The organism is Marinobacter sp. DSM 26671 (genome assembly GCF_900112835.1).
In the GTDB taxonomy this organism is placed as follows: Bacteria; Pseudomonadota; Gammaproteobacteria; order Pseudomonadales; family Oleiphilaceae; genus Marinobacter; species Marinobacter flavimaris.
Genome location: NZ_FONF01000001.1, coordinates 192,740 through 214,139 on the forward strand (window position 1 = coordinate 192,740; position 21,400 = coordinate 214,139).

General features: G+C 58.1%; 20 protein-coding genes. 3 read left to right on the forward strand and 17 right to left on the reverse strand.

Translation table 11 applies throughout. The features are described from left to right. Positions 1 to 4 precede the first annotated feature (4 nt). The 5 genes from BM035_RS00860 to BM035_RS00880 all read right to left on the reverse strand — a co-directional run bounded on the left by BM035_RS00860 (position 5) and on the right by BM035_RS00880 (position 6,553). Positions 5 to 1,753 carry an N-acyl-D-amino-acid deacylase family protein gene (locus tag BM035_RS00860; protein ID WP_092029839.1) on the reverse strand — a complete coding sequence of 583 codons (1,749 nt, stop codon included), beginning with the start codon at positions 1,751 to 1,753 and terminating at the stop codon, positions 5 to 7. A 98-nt stretch (positions 1,754 to 1,851) separates the two neighbouring features. Further along, positions 1,852 to 3,057 carry an efflux RND transporter periplasmic adaptor subunit gene (locus BM035_RS00865; protein ID WP_092029840.1) on the reverse strand — a complete coding sequence of 402 codons (1,206 nt, stop codon included), beginning with the start codon at positions 3,055 to 3,057 and terminating at the stop codon, positions 1,852 to 1,854. A 32-nt stretch (positions 3,058 to 3,089) separates the two neighbouring features. Further along, entirely contained in the window at positions 3,090 to 5,471 is a 2,382-nt protein-coding gene (locus BM035_RS00870; protein ID WP_092029842.1) for an ABC transporter permease, read from the reverse strand. Positions 5,472 to 5,492: 21 nt separating this feature from the next. Continuing rightward, the gene (locus tag BM035_RS00875) at positions 5,493 to 6,224 is read right to left on the reverse strand and encodes an ABC transporter ATP-binding protein (protein ID WP_008174689.1); all 732 of its coding nucleotides are present in this window, start codon (positions 6,222 to 6,224) and stop codon (positions 5,493 to 5,495) included. Positions 6,225 to 6,232: 8 nt separating this feature from the next. After that, positions 6,233 to 6,553 (reverse strand): TraR/DksA family transcriptional regulator, encoded by a 321-nt coding sequence (locus tag BM035_RS00880; protein ID WP_008174687.1) that lies wholly within the window; start codon positions 6,551 to 6,553, stop codon positions 6,233 to 6,235. A gap of 143 nt (positions 6,554 to 6,696) precedes the next feature. On the opposite strand from BM035_RS00880, the gene BM035_RS00885 reads away from it, so the two are divergent. From BM035_RS00885 to BM035_RS00895, 3 genes are all read left to right on the forward strand, one after another. Next, on the forward strand, positions 6,697 to 7,029 hold the full coding sequence (locus BM035_RS00885; RefSeq protein WP_008174685.1) for a phasin family protein: 333 nt from the start codon (positions 6,697 to 6,699) through the stop codon (positions 7,027 to 7,029). A 9-nt stretch (positions 7,030 to 7,038) separates the two neighbouring features. Beyond that, on the forward strand, positions 7,039 to 8,841 hold the full coding sequence (locus tag BM035_RS00890) for a PHA/PHB synthase family protein (protein WP_092029843.1): 1,803 nt from the start codon (positions 7,039 to 7,041) through the stop codon (positions 8,839 to 8,841). Between the two features lie 99 nt (positions 8,842 to 8,940). Then, positions 8,941 to 10,305 (forward strand): sodium:solute symporter family transporter, encoded by a 1,365-nt coding sequence (locus tag BM035_RS00895; RefSeq protein WP_008174680.1) that lies wholly within the window; start codon positions 8,941 to 8,943, stop codon positions 10,303 to 10,305. Between the two features lie 24 nt (positions 10,306 to 10,329). On the opposite strand, the gene BM035_RS00900 is transcribed toward BM035_RS00895, so the two are convergent. From BM035_RS00900 to BM035_RS00955, 12 genes are all read right to left on the reverse strand, one after another. Then, a complete protein-coding gene (locus BM035_RS00900; protein ID WP_092029845.1) occupies positions 10,330 to 11,331 on the reverse strand; it encodes an AgmX/PglI C-terminal domain-containing protein in 1,002 nt (333 codons plus the stop codon). A gap of 2 nt (positions 11,332 to 11,333) precedes the next feature. Further along, positions 11,334 to 11,834 carry an ExbD/TolR family protein gene (locus tag BM035_RS00905; protein WP_092029847.1) on the reverse strand — a complete coding sequence of 167 codons (501 nt, stop codon included), beginning with the start codon at positions 11,832 to 11,834 and terminating at the stop codon, positions 11,334 to 11,336. Further along, positions 11,831 to 12,343 (reverse strand): ExbD/TolR family protein, encoded by a 513-nt coding sequence (locus BM035_RS00910; RefSeq protein ID WP_092029849.1) that lies wholly within the window; start codon positions 12,341 to 12,343, stop codon positions 11,831 to 11,833. Before BM035_RS00910 ends, BM035_RS00905 begins: the two co-directional genes overlap by 4 nt. Positions 12,344 to 12,368: 25 nt before the next feature. After that, positions 12,369 to 13,076, reverse strand: coding sequence for a MotA/TolQ/ExbB proton channel family protein (locus BM035_RS00915; protein WP_014577476.1), 708 nt, complete (start codon positions 13,074 to 13,076; stop codon positions 12,369 to 12,371). A gap of 139 nt (positions 13,077 to 13,215) precedes the next feature. Then, positions 13,216 to 13,521 (reverse strand): hypothetical protein, encoded by a 306-nt coding sequence (locus BM035_RS00920; RefSeq protein WP_053112299.1) that lies wholly within the window; start codon positions 13,519 to 13,521, stop codon positions 13,216 to 13,218. 15 nt (positions 13,522 to 13,536) lie between these two features. Next, a complete protein-coding gene (locus BM035_RS00925) occupies positions 13,537 to 14,106 on the reverse strand; it encodes a tetratricopeptide repeat protein (RefSeq protein ID WP_053112302.1) in 570 nt (189 codons plus the stop codon). Then, the gene (locus BM035_RS00930; protein ID WP_049784480.1) at positions 14,093 to 16,978 is read right to left on the reverse strand and encodes a tetratricopeptide repeat protein; all 2,886 of its coding nucleotides are present in this window, start codon (positions 16,976 to 16,978) and stop codon (positions 14,093 to 14,095) included. The genes BM035_RS00925 and BM035_RS00930 overlap by 14 nt, the downstream gene beginning before the upstream one ends. After that, positions 16,971 to 18,914, reverse strand: a complete 1,944-nt coding sequence (locus BM035_RS00935) for a hypothetical protein (protein ID WP_254775329.1) — start codon at positions 18,912 to 18,914, stop codon at positions 16,971 to 16,973. Before BM035_RS00935 ends, BM035_RS00930 begins: the two co-directional genes overlap by 8 nt. Before the next feature lie 8 nt (positions 18,915 to 18,922). Then, on the reverse strand, positions 18,923 to 19,474 hold the full coding sequence (locus BM035_RS00940; RefSeq protein ID WP_092029852.1) for an AraC family transcriptional regulator: 552 nt from the start codon (positions 19,472 to 19,474) through the stop codon (positions 18,923 to 18,925). 19 nt (positions 19,475 to 19,493) lie between these two features. After that, a complete protein-coding gene (locus BM035_RS00945; protein ID WP_039882068.1) occupies positions 19,494 to 20,654 on the reverse strand; it encodes a DUF3570 domain-containing protein in 1,161 nt (386 codons plus the stop codon). Beyond that, positions 20,641 to 20,877, reverse strand: a complete 237-nt coding sequence (locus BM035_RS00950; protein ID WP_039882064.1) for a DUF4266 domain-containing protein — start codon at positions 20,875 to 20,877, stop codon at positions 20,641 to 20,643. Before BM035_RS00950 ends, BM035_RS00945 begins: the two co-directional genes overlap by 14 nt. Before the next feature lie 18 nt (positions 20,878 to 20,895). Continuing rightward, on the reverse strand, positions 20,896 to 21,399 hold the full coding sequence (locus BM035_RS00955) for a TlpA family protein disulfide reductase (protein WP_014577483.1): 504 nt from the start codon (positions 21,397 to 21,399) through the stop codon (positions 20,896 to 20,898). Position 21,400 lies beyond the last annotated feature (1 nt).

The window sequence follows — 21,400 nt, forward strand, 5'->3', positions numbered from 1 at the left end:
GTGGTTATCCAGACGCACCGGCGCGCAGGAAGTGGCCATAGCCAGGCTCCCGGCCCAGGGCAGCTTCAACCTCACCATCCGTTACCGCGGGTCGGCCGTTGATCAGCACCTCTCTGATACAACCAGGCACCCGGTTGACCATTCTCTCCAGTCCGAAGTTTTCCATCTCGGCCCACTCAACCTGTTCCAGATCCTGATCAAGGCCACGGGGGTCCAGTACCGTTATATCGGCCCGATCACCTTCCCTGATATGACCCGCATCAACTCCAAGCCAATCTGCCTGTTCGCCGGTCAGTCGATGTACGGCACGTTCCAGCGACATGACCGGCTCACTCTCCACATGGCTTTCGTAAACCAGCTTGAGAAACCGCAGAGGCAGATTGTAGAACGCCATATTACGGATGTGGGCGCCGGCATCGGAAAAGGTGATCAGGGCACCGGGATTGGTGACCATTTTCCGGAGCCGATCCTTTCTGTGGTTGCCTACCGTGGTGAACCAGCGCAGTGAACGGCCATGGGCAACCACCATGTCGAGAAAGAAATCGACCACATGGATGCCACGGTCGGCCGCCAGCTCAGCAAAGTTGCGGCCAACCACGCTTTTATCCGGGCAGTCGAGAATAACGGCATCGCCGAAATCCCTCTGCCATACCCGGGGCGAGAGCTTTTCCTTATAGAACTTCCGGAATTTCCGGCGGTACTGTTCGTCCTTGAGGAGATCGTTGCGCTCAAGCTGATCCCGAATATCCAGGGCCATTTCACCGGCACCGAATTCTTCGAACAGCACGATATCCATGCCATCGGCATAGACCGTGAACGGTGTCGGGAGCAGCTGCCAGCGAAAATTACCTCCAAAGCTGTTGGCCAGCCATCCGACCAGACTCGCCATTGGTTTGACCGTGGGGTTACCCTTGAGGTCGATCATCGCAATGAGGGTTGTTTTCAGCGGCTTTCTCAACCAGCCCAGGGTCTCTTTCAGGTACTGGGTCACCTGCAACGGATTGGCCGCATTCGGTGCGCCCTGGTGCACCCGCCCGTACCGGCGCAAAAGTGCATTCAGACGGCTGACCTCCCGCCAGCGGGCGTAAGTGCTTGGCAGGCTCTTGGACCACTCCCGATCACCGTCCACCTTGTCCCATTTCAGGCACATGGTGGAAAGACCGAGGAATCCTTCCTGCAGCGCCTCCTCCAGCAGAGCCTCCATTTTTTGCTGTTCTTCGGGAGTCGGCGTCACGTTCCTGTCGGTGGCGCGATGAAGACCCATCACGGCGGTTCTCAGATCACTGTGGCCAAGAAAGCTGATGACATTGGGCCCCAGTGGATGCTGGTCCATGAACGCCACCCACTCTTTTGGTGTCTGCCAGGACTTGTGCTGCTTCAGAATGGGCAGCACTTTTTCCCTCGGGACCGTTTCCACCCGGGTAAAAATATCCGAGGCGTCCTCCGGATCGGAACAGACCATGCTCAGGGAACAACTGCCGATCAGCACCGTGGTGACACCGTGACGCACGGATTCAGACAGGGACGGCGCTACCAGAAGCTCGGCATCGTAATGGGTATGGGTGTCAAGAAACCCCGGTGTCACCCAGCACCCGCTGGCGTCAATCGTGCGTTTCGCCAGGCTGGTGTCGGGCTGCGCATCAAATACCCTGGCAACCCGCCCATCTTTGACGCCAACATGGGCTATGCGTGAAGGTCCGCCGGTACCGTCAAAGTAACGACCACCAATAATGAGAGTGTCGAACTTGTTCACAGTGCCAGGCTCCTTTTTGTTGTTTTATGCCGTCAGTCTAGCCAGCAAAACGTGATATGTCCTCTCATTTCAGCGGACAAGGCCGGCAATACGGGCCATTAACGAACCCTGATCTGGCTGCCGTCTTCCAACTGGCGATCCGGGTGCCGGACCACACTGTCTGCCTCACCAAGACCATCCTGAATCACCGTATGGAATCCGTTTGTACGTCCCACCGACACGTTTGTAAGCACCGCTCTGTCGTCAACAACGCGGAATACCTGATGCTGACCCTCACTGACAAAGATGGCAGATTCCGGCACCTGAAGAACATTGTCTGATCGCCAGAGCAGAAACTCGGCGTCCACACGGTACCCGTCTCCGAGGCTCTGCCACGCGTCCGTAGGGCTGGTAATGTCCGCAACGACCTGTACCCGCCTCTCTTCAACACCCAGGGCCGACATGTCCTCGAATCCGACCGGCTCAACCCGACGGACGACAGCATCAAGAGTGCCGCCACCCCATCCAGTGAGGCGCGTCGCTATACCGGGTTGAAGGTTCACAGCGTCAAAACTCAACACATCGACAACCACCTCAAGCGCCCCGGGGTCTCCCAGTTCCAGAATGGCTTCACCGGCCTGGATGACGCCCTCACTTTTCCGGACTATTCCGAGGACCGAACCATTCACCGGAGATCTGACCGGCACACGTTCAACCGCTCCATTACCGTTTGCCCGTGCAGCAGATACTTCAAGGCGGGTTCTGGCCGCTGCCAGTTCATGGGCCATTACTTCCTCGTCAAAGCGGGCGGAACGCAGAATGGCCTTTGCCCTATCCGCAGCGGCCTTCGCCTGCTGCAAACGCTCGTCGGAAACAAAATGGTCATCACTCAGAGCCTGCAGGCGGGCCAGTTCCCGAACGGCCAGATCTGCTTCCGCCTCAGCGGCTGCGACTTTTTGACGAGTGGAATTGAGCGCCGATCGGGCCGACTGTGCTTTGGCCTCCGCTTCTGCCCGGCTGCGGGCATCCAGGGTGCTGGCAGGCATGGGGTCCACCTCTGTCAGCAGCTCTCCTGGAATAACCGGATCCCCCACCTCCAGCAAGACCCTGTGTAAGTAGCCGGCAACCGGGGAAGACACCACGTAACGGTCCCGCACCCGGGTTTTTCCTTCTTCCTTGATGGTGATTTCCATGGGTCCACGGGTTACCGGCGCCAGGTCCACCCAAACCGGATCGGGCCGGATCGTGACCACGACTGCAGCAATGGCGAGCAAAACAAACACGCCCCAGAACAACCATTTCCCCGCAAACCCTTTTTTCGTCATAACCTCAGTTCACTCCCTGGTTGCTTCCGCACCTATTCCCTTGTTTTCAACACGGCTACCAGATCCAGCGCTTTCAGGCGCCACCAGGCAATCACCCCGGAAGCGATTGCCGAAACCACCACGACCAGCGCGGACATGCCAAGCGTCTGGGTGGTTATGGTCAGGGGCACCCGATACAGCTCCGTTTGCATGGCAGTAACAATCATCAGTGCCAGCCCCTGGCCAATCAGCCAACCGAGCGGAATGCCCAGTAACAGCAAGAGCGCAACCTCTCCCAACAATATATGCGCAACTTCATTCTGGGTGTATCCCAGCACTCTCAGGCTCGCCAACTCCCGACCTTTTTCCGCCAGTGAAATCCGGATCATGTTGTAGACCACTCCAAAAGCGATGATTCCGCCCATCAGGCTGTTGAAAAAGGTGAACGTCAGGAAGGTTCTCGCCAGGGTGTCGTAGAAGCTGTCGAGCATGGCCTGCCGGATGCTCAGGCCAAGCACTCCCGGGGTTTCGCGAAGACTGTTATAAACTTCCGAAGCCTTGTCCGGGTCCAGGTTGATCAGGGCCTGATTGATCAGGGGCCCGTCCCCCAGTGCCCGGTTGAGGGCATCCAGATCCATGTAGGCACCAACCCCGAGAAACTCGCTGGTGATACCGGCGACCGGAACCATAACCGTTCGGCGGTCGCCCTCCAGGAGCTCCAGCTGCAGAACATCTCCCGGACCGACACCCAGTTCATCGGCCAGAAAATCGGTCAACAACAACCCCTCCCTGGGGAGCGGAACCGGCTGCAGGTCACTGTCGATGACAAATTGCAGGCGCGCCTCGGAGGGTATTCCGGTGACTGCGCTTCGCCACTCCCGATGGCCGGAAACAAGACGTGCCGGGACCGAGCGTCGCCCCTCCACGTAACGTATCCCGGCTTGCCGCTGCAAGCCGAACAACGCCGCGCTGTTCACCGGATCAATAAAGGTCGCGGACAGATCCTGTTGCTGAACCCGTGCAAACTGCGTGTGGACCATCAGGGACACCGAGTCGAACTGGAAGTTTCCCACCATCACGATGGCAGTGGCCATAGCGACCCCAGTCATGGATAACAGGGTCCGAACCGGACGACGGGAGAGCTGGCGCACGATCATTCGGGAGGGCTGGGCGAAACGGATTCCCGAGAGCAGCTTTTCCACTATGGTCACCCGGTACCTGGCGGGCCCCTCAGGCCTCATGGCTTCAGCGGGTGGCAGTGCCGCTGCCTGCCTGATGGCTCGCCAGGCACCGAGCCAGGCGACCACAATTGTCATCAACCCCAGCAGCACAACCCATGCGGGGTCAATGCGAAACAACAGCCCCGGAAAGCGGTAATAATCCATGTACAGTTCGCCGAGAGAGCGTCCAAGCCATAGGCCAAGGCCAAGCCCCGCCAGCAAACCGATGACGGCAATCACGATGACCAGTTTGCTGTAATGCCAGGCGATCTGACGGTTGCTATAGCCGAAGGCCTTGAGTACCGCGACGATATCCCGTTGGGTGCTGATCAGACGGCCAATCACCACATTCAACAAAAACATGGCGACACTCATGAAAATGAGGGGGAAAACCGTCGCCATGGTTTTCAACTGATTGAGCTCGTCACTCAGAAAACGGTGGGAAAACTGGTCGTCCCGGCCAAAAGCCCCCGTTGCCCCATACCGGGCCAGCAATCGATCCAGAGCATCAATGACGGAGGCAGCAGAATGGCCAGGTTTGAGCGTCACCACCAGGCTGTTGAAAGCGCCCCGCATATCCATGGCGGATTCCAGGGACTCTCTGTTCATCCAGAGAACACCATACCGCTGATAGTCCGGCAGCATACCGCCCGGAGGAATGACGTAGATGAATTCCGGTGACTCAACAATGCCGGTTATCGTAAGAGCCTGCCGGCGGCCGTTGATAATGGCTTCAAACTGATCTCCCAGAACCAACTCATGCGCTTCGGCAAAGCTTCCGATAACTGCGATCTCCTGGCTTCGACCAGCAGCCGGGAGCCGTCCCTGGCGAATAAAAAGGCGGTTGACGTCAGGCTGACCTTCCGGCGGAACAGACACCAGGCGAGCCGACACCGGATCCGGAAACCCGGGTATTTCCAGTTTCGCAGCGCCTTCGACCCTCCCCTCGTACCTGGCGATACCAGGCAGCGCAGCGGTGTCCTTGAGAGTATGGCGTGGAGCCCGTTTGACCGGCGCAAAGACCTCGGCAAATTCGTGTTGTTCGTAATACTGGGCTCTGGTTGCCAACAGCGATGAATAGTTCACGAGAGACATCACGCACACGCCCACGCCTCCGGCAATAACCAGTGCGATGGCCAGTACCTGACCGCGCATCTGCCAGAGTTCCCGCCGTAACTTTACGTTCAGAACCGTGTTCAATCCCTTCGGGGACATCGCTGTTACTCTTCAGTACCGTTACCAGGACAGTGTACGGGGATCCTGGCGACGCTCATTAAGACGCTCACCGCTGATGTTGCCGTCCGAGAGCGTTATCACGCGATCCGCCATGCCGGCGATGGAAGCATTGTGGGTAATGATGACGGTAGTCGTGCCGGTCTCCCGGTTGGCTTTGTCCAGTGCCTCGAGCACCAGAACGCCGGTGGCGGAATCGAGAGCGCCGGTTGGCTCGTCGCACAGGAGTACATCCGGTCGTTTGGCAATGGCCCGGGCAATGGCAACGCGCTGCTGTTCACCACCGGAAAGCTGGGCCGGAAAATGGTCAATGCGGCTCTTGAGCCCAACCAGTTCAAGTGCCTCTTCCGGCGTCATTGGATTGGTCGCTATCTCGGTCACTGCCGCCACATTTTCCCTGGCGGTGAGGCTGGGAATGAGATTATAGAACTGGAACACGAAACCCACGTGTTCACGGCGATAACGGGTGAGTTCGCGGTCGCCGGCAGTACTGAGATCAAAATCCCGATACCGGACTTCGCCGGTCGATGGCACATCCAGCCCGCCAAGAATGTTAAGGAGTGTGGATTTGCCAGAACCGGAAGCGCCCAGCATGACGACCAGTTCGCCGCCATAGAGATCCAGATCTACGCCACGGAGGGCATGAACCTGAACCTCCCCCTGATCATAGGTTTTCGTCAGGCCCCGGGTCTGGAATACGGCCGAGCCGGTCGTGGATGCCTGCAGTGGCTCCATGGTGTCACTCAGTCTTCGGCACAATCCACGCAAACCGTGGTATAGGGCAGAACCTGCAAGCGGCGTGGGTCAATGGCCTCGCCGCAGGATTCGCATTCGTCACCCACACCGTTATCAATCCGAGCCAGTGCATGTTCAATCTGAGCGAGTTCGGAACGGGTTTCGGTTTCCAGCGAATCGACCACTTCGTCGTTCTGGGTCTGGGTAGCCTGCTCCTCGAAATCCTTGTCTAACGCACCCCCTTCCCGATGCTGATGCGCCTCATAACGGGAAAGTCTGGCCGTCAGGTCGGCTCTCAGTGTTTCAAGTTCGGATTTCCGGTTGGTCATATGGCGCCTCCTGCCTTGCCGGGAAAACATGTTCCTACAGTAAAGCATAAGCTGAACCCGGGATTGATGCTTGTCAAAATTGCGTCACGCAGGATGAGGCAGAATAGAATTCCATCAAATCCATACGCAAAGGAGTTGTGACCATGAACACCGAGCTTTTCGAAAAAGCGACCCGTCTGAACGAAACCCTGTTCGAGCAATTTGGCAAGGCTGCAGAAATGCAGATGAACGCCTTCCGACGTTATGCCGATGTCACCATGGAGCAGGCTAAAAAGGTGTCTGAGGTCCGTGATCTGGAGAGCCTGAAAAGCCTGACTGGCGATCAGGCGGAGACCCTGAAATCACTGAGCGAGCAGTTCACCGCAGACTGGAAAGCCTGGCAGGACTACTTCAACGAAAGCAGGGAGCAGATTCAGAAGGTGTTCGAGAAAGCACCCGAGGCATCGGCCAAGCCCGGCCCGAAAACCGCCAAATAAGGGATAGTTATGTTCGGTCTGGATACGCTCGGGAAAGCCGTAGGTCAGCTCGTCAACGGCTTCGAAACCAACGTCCGCCAGGGACAGCAGCAACTGGAGAAAGCATTGGGAGATGCTGGCGTCCTGGATGCGGCAACGCTCTCCACGATAACGGAAATGTCCGATGCCTACCGCACAATGGCCGAGGACCTGCTCCTGCACCCGCTCCGGTTTGCAGGAGCGGAACTGGATCTGGCCCGCAAACATGCCGCGCTGGGGCACTACACCCTTGCACGGCTCGTGGGCAAGCATAAGCAGCCCGTTGTCGAACCAGAGGCCGACGACCGACGCTTCCAGGCCGAGGAGTGGCACAAGCATCTGCCTTTTGATGTCCTCCACCAGGCCTATCTGATCAACTCACAGGCCTTTCTGAACTGGGCGGCCGGCATGGAAGGGATTCCCCCGGCAGGACGGGACCAGATGCTGTTCTACGCCCGACACCTGACCAGTGCACTGTCGCCATCGAATTTCCCCGCCACGAATCCGGAAGTGCTCAGGATTACCTGGGAACGCAAAGGGATGAACCTGATCGACGGTGGACGGCAGCTGATCGAAGACCTGCGGCAGAATCCTTCCCTGTTCAATGTTGGGATGACAGATCGCTCTGCCTTTGAGGTAGGACGTAACCTGGCAACTACCCCTGGCAAGGTCGTGTTCCAGAACGAACTGATGCAGTTGATCCAGTACTCGCCAACAACAGAGACCGTCAGCAAACGCCCGTTGCTGATTGTTCCGCCATGGATCAACAAGTACTACATCCTGGACCTCACCGCCAGGAACTCCTTTATCCAGTGGTTGGTCAACCAGGGACAGACTGTTTTTATTATTTCCTGGCGAAATCCCGGGCCCTCCCTGCGGGACAAAGGCTGGGAAGACTACATGGAACTCGGGCCACTGGCGGCCATGGATGCGGTTACCGAAGCCACCGGCGAAGACCAGATGAATCTGATCGGCTATTGCATCGGTGGCACCCTGCTGGGCTCAACATTGGCCTGGCTCAAGAAAAAAGGCCGTAATCCGGTAGCCAGTGCTACCTATCTGACGACACTTCTGGACTTCTCGGACCCTGGCGGAATCGGTGTCTTCATCAACGATCACTCGATCCGGGGTATTGAGAAAATGCTGGAGCGCAAGGGCTACCTGGACGGTCGCGCTATGGCGTTCACGTTTAACCTGTTGAGAGAAAACGAGCTGTTCTGGTCGTTCTGGACCAATAACTACCTTAAAGGCCAGAAGCCCGCGGCTTTTGACCTGCTCTACTGGAACACCGACGGCACCAACCTGCCAGCGCGAATGCACAGTTACTATCTGCGCCAGATGTACCTGAATAATCGTCTGGTGAAGCCAGATTCCCTGAATCTGCTGGGCGAGTCCATCAACCTGTCCGAAATCGATGTACCCTCTTTTTTCCTGTCCGCCAGACAGGATCACATCGCCAAATGGAAAACCACCTACAAAGGGGCGCTGGCCCACGGCGGTGATGTCCGCTTTGTGCTCTCCGGCTCCGGCCATATCGCTGGCGTGATCAACCCGCCCTACAAGGAAAAGTACGGCTACTGGACCAATGACACCCTGGTGCCGGATGCAGACACCTGGTTCGAGAAGTCCGAACACCATCCGGGATCCTGGTGGCCTCACTGGCTCGAGTGGATTGCCCGTTTCTCAGACGGCGACGTGCCGGCTCGCATCCCCGGCGAAGGGAAACTTCCTGCGATTGAGGATGCACCCGGCAGCTACGTCAAAGTTAAAGCTGCCGAGGCCGTGAAGCAGTAGAGCTCTGCGTGGCCCGCATTCCTGCGGGCCAACGTATCTCGCCCCGCTTCCGCCGTTGTGGCACTATGGCCCGCTTGATGAACGGCGGAGAACCTCCCGATGTTTTATACCACCCTCGCGGCGATCGTGGTCGCCATGATCCTGTTTGCCTGGCTCGGACTGAGAGCCCGTCTCGCCGACGGCGGACTGGATGACTATGTAACGGCAAGAAACAGTCAGGGAGCCAGGGCCCTCGGACTGTCTTTCCTCGCTTCCGGCATGGGCGGCTGGATACTGTTTGCCCCGCCTGAGGTTGGCGCACTGGTTGGCCCTCTGGCTCTGGCTGGCTATGCCCTGGGCGCCGCCTTGCCGTTTATCGTGTTCGCTTTCTGTGGCCCCGCTATTCGCCGCTTCCTTCCGGAAGGACGCAGCATCGGCGAATTCGCCAACGCCTGTTATGGCAATGGCGTACGCCGCTACGTTTCGACGATCTCGGTGCTCTACATGCTTTGCTTTCTCACCGCGGAGCTTACTGCCATTGGTGCCATAACGTCGCTGCTTTCCGGTATTGATGGCGGCATTGTGGTCATTGGCGTTGCCATAACCACGCTGGTATACACCGCTGTCGGTGGTCTCAGGGCCAGCATCGTTACCGACCAATGGCAGGCACTGTTACTGATCGGCTTGCTGGCTATCGTCAGTTTTGTTGCCGTAGGCAAGCTTCCGGACGCAGCACCCGCAGCGCTACCGGATATCCCTGCGTCGGCGGCCCTGAGCGTGGCGCTGACCCTGGTGATTGCCGTCACCGCCGCCAACCTGTTCCACCAGGGATACTGGCAGCGTTTATGGTCGGCTCGTGATACGGACGCCCTGAGCCGCGGCGCGTTGCTGGGCGGCGTGGTCACCATCGCCGTTGTCGCCGTGGTTGGCGGGCTGGGAATACTGGCGGCCATGAGCGGCGCCGACCTGGGCAGCCCGCCGATTCCGTTTTTTGCCTTGCTTGCTGATGCGCCGGCCTGGCTCGCTTTACCGGCCCTGATCCTGGCCATCACACTCGTGGCATCCTCGGTGGATACCCTGCAGAACGCACTTGCGTCGCTGGCGGTTACCGAAAAACAGGGGTTGTCCATTGTCAGTGCCCGATGGTTTACCGTGCTGCTGATGATTCCTGTGGTTCTGGTGGCACTTCAGGGGATTTCCGTGCTGCGGCTATTTTTGATCGCAGACCTGCTTTGCGCCACGGCGGTTCTGCCTGTACTGATGGGGCTCTGGGGAAAGATGACCACGAGGGCGGCGATCCTGGGCTGTCTGGCGGGACTTTTCGGCGCGATTCTGCCCGGATGGATTACCGGTGGCAGCCTGATGGCCGGATTGGAAGCTGCCAGCTTCCCCGGCAGCATTCCCACCCTGATGCCTTTCGTTGGTGCCCTGGTAGGCTCCGGACTGGTCAGTGTCGTGATCGCGACCACAACCCGGAAACGCTAAGCGGCATCCTTGCTGTCCAGCGCCCTAGCTGGACAGCAATTCGATCGGATAACGGATCTTGGTTTGATCAACGCCCGGTCGGGCCCCGAAATCCACCAACCTCAGACGATTGCAGATCTTGCTCTCCAGCGCCGGCTCATTGAGTGTAGATTCCACCACCGAACAACTCGATACTGCACCGTTCGGCTCAATGACCAACTCCGGGGTAATACTTCCTTGCAGCGACGGTTTGCGACGAAGCTCCCGGTTGTAGATGCTGTAGATCGCGGATTTGTTGGCATCCATGGTCCGGCGCAACTCTTCCTTGCTCCGGGTTCTGGCCGCAGTTTCCTGCTGTTCCTTGCGTGCCGCCTCTTTCACCGCAGCAACTCTCTCTGCTTCGGCAACTTCCGCGCGCTGACGCTCGGCCAGGGCGACCTGACCGGCCTCCCGATTGAGCGCTTCCTCGTTCACCCCACTGCTCTTCGCGCTCGCGGTCGCGCGCGAGGCCAAAGTATCACCGGTTTTGCGGGCAATAGGTTCCGCTGTATTGGCAACCGGGCCATCCAGCTTGACCGACTCCGCCAGCGAACTGAGTTTTTTCAGTTCGTTCCCCATTGCCAGAATACCGGTATTCTTTGCCTTCTCCCGCGCCTTGGCGACCTCTTCAGGCTTGGGTTCTGGCTTGGGCTCCGGTTTTTCGGCTACCTGAGGCTCCGGCTCGGGTTCCGGCATCACCGGTTCAGGAACCGGCTCCGGCTTGGGCTCTGGTTTGGCCTGTTCCACCGGCTTTTCCTCAGGCTTCGGCGGTTCGGGCTCCGGCTCGGGCATCACCGGTTTTGGGGGCTCCTTTTTCTCGATGATCAGCTTGGCCAGCTGAGGCGGCAGAGCTTCCTGTTCCTGCCTGTCACGTTCTGGCAGCTCTACCCAGCTGACATAACCTGCAATTGCAAGGAACAATGGCATCACAAAAACAGCGGCGGCCAACAACCGCTTACGTTCACCGCGCTCCTGATTCCAGGGCAATCCGTACCGATAATCCATCATGGTCAGGCTCCCTGTTCCGCACGCTGATTAACCGCCAGGGAAATACTGGCGTAACCGGCGTCCACACAGGTGGACATGATTTTTTTCAGCAGCTCGTAGGGCAGTTCGCGGTCTGCAAGAATGGTAATGGGTCGACCCGCATCCGGGGCAGGTGCCGACGAGCGACTGGCCTGATAGTCCAGTTCCTGCTTCAGGGCAGGCTCCACCTGTCCGTCAAACATCTGGAAGGCGTCGCGTTTCACTACCAGCCGACCGTTCACCAGGATATCCCGGTCTGTGACGGTCAGGGCCAGGACGTCACCAGGAGGTTGCTGAGCGGTGGAATCCGGCAGTTTGATAGTGTTGTTCTGGTTCAATACCTGTACGTCGGAGGAGGAGTTCACCATCAGGAAGAACACCAGGATGGTGAAGATATCCATCAACGAGACCAGGTTCATCTTTCCCTGGCTTTTATTGCGCCGGTAATGGCGTTTCTGGCGGCGGGCCTTGGCAGATTCTTTCATGAACTGACCTCCGCGGATCCCGAAGGCTGTGCGGGCGCATCGCCGAGAGAGATCTCGGGGAACAGCTCCGCTTCAACCACACTACCAGCCACAACCGCCTCGTATGAGCGCACCGTGTCCATCACCGAGACCAGAGACTGATAGGACGTCTGCCGGGACGGCATAATAATCACATCCTTCTTGTCCGGCACACGGCTCTTGATTTCCTTCATGACATCCTTGAGCAGAACGAAATCATACTCGCCCTCGCGCTGGGGGATGTTCTTGATCACGCCGCCCTGGTTATCCGCAACGACCAGGCGATCCTCATAGATCACCACCTGGATCTGCAGCTCTTCCGCCTGCTCGCCCGACAGGCTCTCACCGGTCGGGAAGTTGAGTTCCAGAACGCTGGTGTGGGCGAACACCATATTCAGCAGCAGTACCGGCACCAGCACAATCATGAGATTCATGAAGGGCGTGATGTCGAGATCGGCCTCACTTTGTAGGCGACGATGTTTCCGTCTCATGGCCTGACATCCTTCTGGCTGGTTATCAGGCCGGGCTACCGGCCGGAGTCGCTACCTGTGCCGGCGCAGCGGCATTCTGTCCCTGTGGTTGAGCGGCGGTCTTACTGCCGGAACCATCGCTGAGGAGGTTCAGGACCTTGATGCCCGCCATCTCAAAGCTGTCGACGATCTCATTGGTCTTGGTCTGCAGCAGTGAGTGGATCAGCAGCATGGGAATAGCAGACATAAGGCCGAAGGCGGTGGTGTTCATGGCAACCGAGATACTCTGGGACAGAAGGCTCGCCTTCTGGGCCGGATCCGCTGCAGCTACCGCCGTAAATGCTGCAATCAACCCGATAATGGTACCCAGCAGGCCAAGCAGCGTGGCAATGTTGGCCAGCGTTGCCAGATACTGGGTGCGCTTTTCCAAACGCGGCATCACATCCAGTAACCCCTCTTCCATCGCGTATTCGATCTCTTCACGACCCTGGCGGCGGGCCAGGCGCTGAAGGCCGAAGCCGATCATGGTCGACATGGCACTACCGGATTCCTGGGTGTAGTTCAGGGCGCCCTTCAGGTCACGCTTGGCGATCATCTGATGCAGGCGGTTGAAGTCCCGACGGTTGGTCAGTTTCTGGGCGGAAAGGTAAACGTAACGTTCAATGGCAACAATGAGTCCGACAATCAGCACAACTGCAATCGGAAACATAAAAAAGCCACCTTCCTGGAAGAAGCGAACGGCGGTATCGATCATTTTCTGGGCACTCCATGGTCCGGTTTTCAGATCAGTCTATGCGCGGCCTGACCTTGTGCGGGTAAGTTCGCGAAAGTCTGTGTGAGGGTTTGTTTAATCTTGCGCAGCGACACACTCAGGATGCGACAGGCATCACACTCTAGTCCCCGGCTGCTGCCTGGGTCTGTGTGATGAAGGCTTCGTGATACTTGATAAATCGCTGGAACTCATAGCGCTCCAGGGGCCGAAGGCCCTGATCAACCATCAGGCGTTCTTCTGGCGCACGCAACTCGTCCACTTCCGGTGGCTGCCAGGGCACCAGATACATCACCGTGGGCACTTCCTGATCGCCACGGATTCGTGTGCCTTCAATGGTAACCACACCCGGGGCGTCCTGGGCGAAGACCATCGGCGCCGTGGGCAACAGGGCGGAAACTGCCAGAGCGATTAGCGCGAGACGTTTCATATCACATAGTCCACATCAGATTCTGTTTTTGGCATCGAAGATCCAGTCTTCCAGTCTGGGGTGCGGCTCACTGGCCGCGGACTGATAACGCTCATAAAGGTCGACCGCCTCGGAAGGTTTACCCAGGTAGATATCAAGCAGGAAGGCCAGATTAAGGATAGCAGGCGCGTAATTCGGATCAGCAGACAGTGCCGCGCGATAATACCGTTCTGCTTCGTCGAATTCTCCTGCGTTCCGGGCAATTACTCCCAGATGATTCAGCGCCTGCACATGTTCCGGATTCACCGCCAGCGTGCGTTCAAACCAACTTTTCGCGGTCTCGGTATCCTCTTCCTGGAACGCAATAATGCCAAGGTTGGCCATGGGGCCGGCTCTTCCGGGGTAGTCGCTCGCCAGTTGCTCGAATCGGGTTTTGGCCTCGGCGAGATTTCCCTCCTCCATGGCACTCACGGCCTTGGCGAATGACGCTTCCAGTACAGCTTGCTCAACTTCTGCCTCAGACTCCGGCGGCGCCGGCGCCGTTACACACCCCGAAAGCGAAAACATCACGAAAAGACAGAGTCCGCAGGCCTTAATCGAGCTCATAGACAACCCCCTGGGTAACTTCTTCTTTCCGATAACGTCCGGGCAACAGGGCTTTCAAGGCCTCGTAACTGCGCTTGACCCATTCATCGAAAATGCCCTCCCGGGCCCGCCGGATATTCTGCTCGTGGATATCGATGGCGTTGTCCTCAAACGGGTAGGCCTGCTCTTCCAGGAGAAGCTCGTACTGAGCCAGTTCAAGCTCGCTCAATCCGGTGGGCCGCTCCGAGTCCATGAGATCGGCACCGAGGCGTGCATAGATGTGGGCGATCTGGTAACCGGCCTCGGTTGCAAATGATGAAAGGCCATAGCTGGCCGTCTTCTTGTAGGCGTTGACCGCTCGTTCAAGCGCATCGGTCTTCGCTGTCATGCTTTGATTGAGTGGAAGAGTCAGCCTGATGCCGTCATACCTGGCAAGGGCGTCGCGGGCGAGGATTGCAGAGGCTGACGCCGCAAGGTACCGCATGCGATCGTCTGCGGCGTCCGGGTCCCGGTCCACCGTTTCCATCTGCTTTCGCAACCAGTAATCCCTGCTTTCGGCATCCCCGTCTTCCTGATAGAGCTCAGCCAGCCGATTGGCCGCTTCCATGTAGACGTCCGTCGGCTCGGGGTGGCTGTTGGCGTAATTTCGCCAGGTATCAATCGCCTTCTCCCGGTTACCGGCCTGATCGTACAGTTCTGCTGCAATCAACAGGTTTTCCCTTCGCTCTTCCGGCGTCTTGGCGAGGGAGACCATTTGCTGGAGTTCGTCGGCGGCTCGCTCCCACTGCTCCGTTTCACGGTAGGCCAACGCCAGTTTTGCAGGGACTGTGTCAATCAGCTCGTGATTGGGGAAAGACCGCCTGAAACTGGTCAGCACACCGATGGCCTGCTCCCAGAGATTGGCGGTGATAAGAAGTGAGGCAGCATCGTATTCGGCGTTTGCCCGCAGAGCGGATTCTGGAACGGCCGTGCCGACTCGCAGGAATTCGCTCACCGCAGCCTCCACATTTCCGGCATCAGCTAACTGCTCCGCCTGTCGATAGACCGCGGCTGCCAGATTTTCACGAACGCCGCTTCTGCGTTCATCGTCTTCGGCCATTGTTGCCAGGGCGTCACGATAAGCCTGTTCCGCCTCGGCGTATCGGGCCAGTTCGGAGAGGCTGTGCCCGGATAACAGCAAAGCTTCCGTCGTCAATTCATCCGGGGGCGTGGGTTGCCAGGTAACAAGTCGGGCCGCCATATTGACGGTCTCTTCCCAGTTGTTCAGGTCAAATTCACGCTGCAGCGCAATGTAATACACCGCCGGTGCCCGGGCGTCGCCGGGAAACGCATTTGCGAACCGCAGCCGGTTCAGTTGTTGCAGCTCCTGATAGGCCATCCGCTCCGATACCGGTTCACTCTCCCAGGTTTGCGAGTACTCCCGGAATGCCAGCACCGAGGCATACCCGGCTTCAGCTGCCCGATCGGCTACTGTGTCTTCCGGATAGTCATAGGCCACGCGTTCGAAAGCTGCGATTGCTGCCGGCCAGTCTTCCAGCTCCAGGTATGTCTCACCCAGAAGGAACAGCCGCTCCGGTGTACGGGGGTGGTCCGGGAAGGTAGCCGCAAATTCGGCGTAATAACTGGCGGCTTTGCGGTAGTGATCGTCCGCCTGCTGATCATCCTCCGCCTCCCCTGCCAGCAGGTACTGGCGGTCCGCCAGTTCCGGCAACAGTTGTTCCAGTTGTTGCTCGATAAAGCCAATTGCATCGGGGCCCGCTGACTGCCAGTAATCGCTGTAGATTCCGTAAAGGCTGACAAAGCCGGCCTTTCGTTCAGGGATCGTACGGGTGAAACCGGCCAGCTCAAGGGTATCAATGATCCGGATGTGGTAGCGCGGGGCCCAGGGACTCTCCGGATGGTCTTCTATGTAGGCCTCGAAGACATCGATGGCATCACTGTATTGCTCTCTCTCGAGCAAGAGCTCGCTGTAGCGGTCGTAGACCAGTATTTCGTAGGGGCGACCACCCGTTTGGCGGAAAAGCGCCTGGAGGGTTTCCGCTCCGTCAAGGTACGACAGGGACAGCCCTACCACCCTGAACAGATCTTCGATCAGTGTCTGGCTCCGCTGATCCACGTCCGCCACCGGCCTGCCCTCGGGCATGACAAGATCAAGCACTTCAACGTAACTGAAGAGCGCTTCCTGGTATTGCGCCTGCTTGAACAGACTCCAGCCCTTCATGTAATGCGCGTTCACCAGGAACGAGGGATCGGCCATGCGTTCCTGGCTCGCGAGGGTAACCTCGTCGAAAGCCTGTTCCGCTTCCCCGTATCGACCATCGATAAACAACAGATCGCCGCGGCGGAATTGAGCCTCAACCCAGTATTCTGAATCCGGGTAGCGGCGAACCAGAGTATTCAGGGCTTCAAGCTGCTGCGGCGTCGCGCCTCGAAGCTCCCAGGCTCTGGCAAGCTGATAATAGATCTGGTCATTGCCCTCACGCTCTGGATATTCCGACAGAAGACGCTGGTAGGCATCGATGGCGCCGGACAGTTCATCGACAGCCGAATCCGCCATTTTCCGCTCCGCACGCTGGAATTCCAGATCGGCCAACCGATGCCTGATGGTAACCTGCTTGCGGGGATCCTCTACGAGTGGCAAAAGCGCCTTGTAACTGTCCATTACCGTTTCAATGGAAACATCTTCTGCGGGGTCGCTGACCGCCGCTGCATCTGCACTTTCCTGCCGCGTTTCGATTGCCGGAAGCGCAGCCAGTGTGCCCTCACGGACTCGCGGCATTTCTTCGCCACCGGCAGGCATCATCGACTGCAACATCTGGCAGCCACTCGCCATGACAAGGGCCCCAACCATGAGGAGGCCTTTAACAGTCCTGCCGGCCATCCGATTATTCATCACCGGCACCTGCATTTTGCGATGCGCGGAACAACTGGTCCGCTAGCCTCGCCTGGGCGTGGCGAGAGGCCAGCAGGTATCCATTAAGCTCCTGTTGCTGGGCAGCCAGCATCCGATCAACCTGCGTCAGGAGTGTTTTCCGGGCACTGCCCAATGCATCGGACACTTCTGTTCCAAGGGTCGCGAGCTCCCGTTCGCTGGCAGCGATCCGACGAGCCAGTTCCGCATGGCGGGCATCATCGGCCATCAGGCTTTCAACCCGTTGCCGCTGGGCCTGAAAGCTCTGCATCTCGCGATCCAGTTGCATGAGCTGTTTTTGCGCCGCCCAGCGATTGATTCCATAGTCATCCGCAATCCACCAATCGAAGTAGGCACGCATCCGCCGATACGTCGCACGCTGCCTGGCGGTCGTCGCGTCGTCAGGCAAATCCGCCAGAGTTTTCTCAACCTCAGCGAGCTTGTCTCTAAGCGCTTTTTGTTGCGAGGTCATGAAGAATCCCGCATCTTCGTCTGCCAGCGCCGAGGAAACTCTGTCCGTGAAGTCCTCGTGCAACTGCTGCCACTGGTCTGCCTGTTGGGTTTCGAGTGCCCGACGGGTCTCGGCAATACGAATCTGCCGTTGCTGCTCACGGGTCTCCAGCATGATCCGGAACGATTCAAACCTGGACTGCCGCTCGGCGATGAAGGACTGCATTCGGTAGAGTTCGTTCAATTCGGCAAGCGCCTGCTGGAACGTCTCCGAAGCCAGCACTTCTGCCATACCAGAATCGAGGGGCTGCACGCGCAGCCGGCCATAGGAATCTGTAAGAATCCCGTCGCTGTCACGGCTGAACTCAAGCTGGGCCATCAGACTTTCTTCATTCAGCCGATCCCGGATATTGTCGAGCTCCCTGATACGGGCCTCGTAATGGTCGGCTGCCTTTTTAAACGCAGGCAATGCACGCTGTGGAGCGTTCATCTGCTCAAGAACATAGGCGCGGGCAAAGGGAACCTGCTGGCGCCAGGGCAAAAACAGTTCACGGTTCGCGAGAGTATCAAGGGCGTCGAGAGCCCTCTCCGGCCTGCCCTGGCCCGCCGCGGCAACGGCGTAGTCAAAGAGAGCCTGATCGGCGAACACGCCGGTCAGTGGCATGGCTCCCAGGACCTCCAGAGCTGCCTCAAACTGGTTATCACGCAGGTACAGGCCCGCAAGCGAGAGGCGAGCGCGGCCCAGCAGGCCCTCCCGTTCGGCATCTGGCTCGACGGAGTCAATGGACTGGTCGAGGATGGCGATGAGCTTTTTCAGTTCCTCTTCGGCGGCAGCTACGTCTGCCGCATCGAGAGCGGAGACCGCGGAATTGTACCGGAGGTAAAGGGACCAGATGTCCGTTTCGTCCAGCTGCTCCCGAAGCGAAGCCAGTTCGGGTTCATCATCAGGGCGGGCAGACATCATGACCAGCCGGGAGCGCAGATAAATCCATTCGCGGAAAAGATCGTGGTCGGCCTCGGCCAGTATCTCGCCATCCACACGATCGAGGTTCTCACGTGCGAGCGCCTGATTCCCCTCGAGGTAAAACACCTTACCGAGATAGAACCAGGCCTGGTTGCGAACATCAGGCGACAGATTGCTGCCGGCGCCATCGGCCCCGAGTAGCTGCGTAAACAACCTGCTCGCCTCTCGGGTCATCCCCCAGGACAGCATGAGCCCGCCCTCGACGAGAGCCGGATGATCTCCGTGCCCTTCGATGCCGCCCCGTTCGCGTGCCACGGCCAGCTGGGTCAAAGCCTCGAAGGCGTTACCCTGATGGTATTCGTACAGCGCCCAACCATAACGAAGGTCCTTCGCCCGCTCGGGTTGCGCCTCATCGGCATGGACCGGGGTCATCATCAGCCACAGTAGGGCACCCGCGTAAATGAACGGGCGTCGACCTGAGGACTGGCTTGCTTTCAATCCCACGACGCGGCTTACTCCCACTCCACAATGGATACGGAGGGTTGGTAGTTGGAGGAGCGATCTTCAACGCGGATTTCCAGAGCGGCCGTTCCAGTGCCCTTCTCAAACTCCAGGGAGGCCGCCTGCTTGTAAGGCCGCTTATCCGGGCCGATTCCCTCAACAAACGCCGTCATCTCATGGACGCCGGTTTTCAGGTTGCCGACGTATAGCCGCTGCATGCCGCCGCGTTCAAGGGCAGTCACCTGTCGCTCCGTATACAGGTGGGAAGCAACAATCTCGTCGTCGACTTTCAGTTTGACCGCATCCAGCTTCAGAAACTTCCCGGCATCAACGCTGAGAAACACGGCAACCTGGGTATTGGCTGGAAAAAGCAGATCTTCCTCAAGGATAAACAGGTCACGATTCAGGCGTATCACTTTCTTCTTGAGCGCCTCCACCTGCTCGGCGACGGCTGTATCATCTTTCTCCGCCCCGGGATTGGTCTGGGCAAATGCGGGGGCTGTCAGGGCGAGGGTCAATGCCGCTAAAAGCACCGGAAATCGGGAGTTCAAGCAAGTGGCCATGGTCGTTCTTCCTGCATGCTCAGTATTCAAGAATCAACGACGCCCGGGTTACGTAGGCATCGAAGGAATATAGGGGTTCTTCGCCGGGGAGAAAGTCACCTGCTGCGGTGACATCCCGGAAGTTGTCATATTCAAAATTCAGCCAGTCCACCAGTAAGCTGAACTGCAGGCGATCGATGCCGGGAAGCGACGTCTGCTTCCATTCGTAGACCGCGCCCACCGCCAGGGTTGTCCCGGATAGGGAGCTGAGTTCCTTGTCACGGGCCAGGTGTGTCTGGGAGTTCTCGAACGGGAAAAGATCGCTGTAAAAGTCCGCTTCGCTCTGGCTGTAGTAACGAATGGAACCTTCAAGGGTCCAGTGCTGGTTCAATCCGTGCACGTATCCCAGTTCGACCGTGTGGGCGTTGATGCCCCAGGTATCGGAAAAATAACGGTATTCACCGCGAATTGAGGCGCGATATGGCAGATAATAAAGCGCTCGCATGGCCACGGAGGTACTTGTTCGGGTTTCCGGATAACGCTCCGGTTGGTACAGGAACGCTGTGGAATCGTTCGGGTCGATGTAGCGGTTCTGTCGGTAAGGGTTCTGCAGGAAGCCCTCATCCGTAACCACCTCAAGATCCAGGCCTACCAGGCTGTTGCGGGTGACGACCTGACTCAGTCCGAGCTGATAGTTCCGACGATCAGCTTCCTCGCTGAAGGAATCGTTGCCAACCCGGCCCACTTCATCCCAGCCGCTGGCATAGCCCATGGTTACTGTGGACATGCCCCCGAAAAACTCCTGGCTGAGCGAGAAGTAAACGGTGTTGGCTTCGTAATCGTTTTCGGAACTGTTGGTGAAACCCAGACTCAAAATGGACTTATCGTGCAGGTAATCGACACCAAAGGTGTACTCGTTCCGTTCTTCCTCGTAGGGGCTCGCCGTGGCCAGAACGTCCACAGAGGCAGCCGAAACGGAGTCAACATAGTACTGGCCGGAAAACGAAACCGACGAGCCAATACCCTTGCGCACCAAAACTGAGGGGCCATCGATGACCATGCCACCACCGTCATAGCGGTGGTAGAGAACATCCACGTTATCCACTGGCAAGGTCGCCGCAATCGCCTGTTGCCCGGCCAACATCAGCACGAACAGAGCGCAGACGGAGCGCACTAACCTTTTGCCGTCAGTTACAGCCACAGCCACCCCCAGAACCGCCTTCTGCTCCCCGCGCAGACTCCCGGACCTGATAGACGTGATGCATGTAGGAATCCGCCTTGCCATGGCGGCTGAGACTCATGACCGGATCCGCCAGATTATCCCGTTCATAGGGCTTTACCCACGGCTTGATTGAGCTGCATCCAGAGATCGTGAAGGTCGCGACCAAAAGAGCAGAGGCAGTGAAGATCGACAAATTACGCATAAACGTTCCGTCCGAAAATTATTCGCGCACCAGCTCGCGAATCTGCTGTTCGTACTCGTCTTCGTAACCCGGCTGATAGCCGTAGTGGAGATACCGGGCATTACCATCGCGATCGATCATCACGGTCGTTGGCATGGCCTGCACTTCATAAAGCTCGCTCACCGAACTCTCCGGATCGTAGAGGATCGGGTAATTCACGGGCACCTTGTCCAGGAAGCGATGGGCCTCTTCCCGATTCTCATCCACATTGACCGCCAGAATCGTGAAGCCGAGATCCTTGTATTGGCTGTAAAGCTCATCCATCAGCGGCATTTCCTGGCGGCAAGGGCCACACCATGACGCCCAGAAGTTCAGCATCACCACTTCACCACGGTGGTCCTCCAGCCTCAGGTTTTCGCCGGAACGGCTTTCCAGGGTGAAATCCGGAGCTGGCACATTGATGGCCTCGGCGCCCGCCATGGGGCTAAGACAGGCCAGGACGCCCGCCACCGCCAGTGATTTTATGGATGCTTTCATAACCATT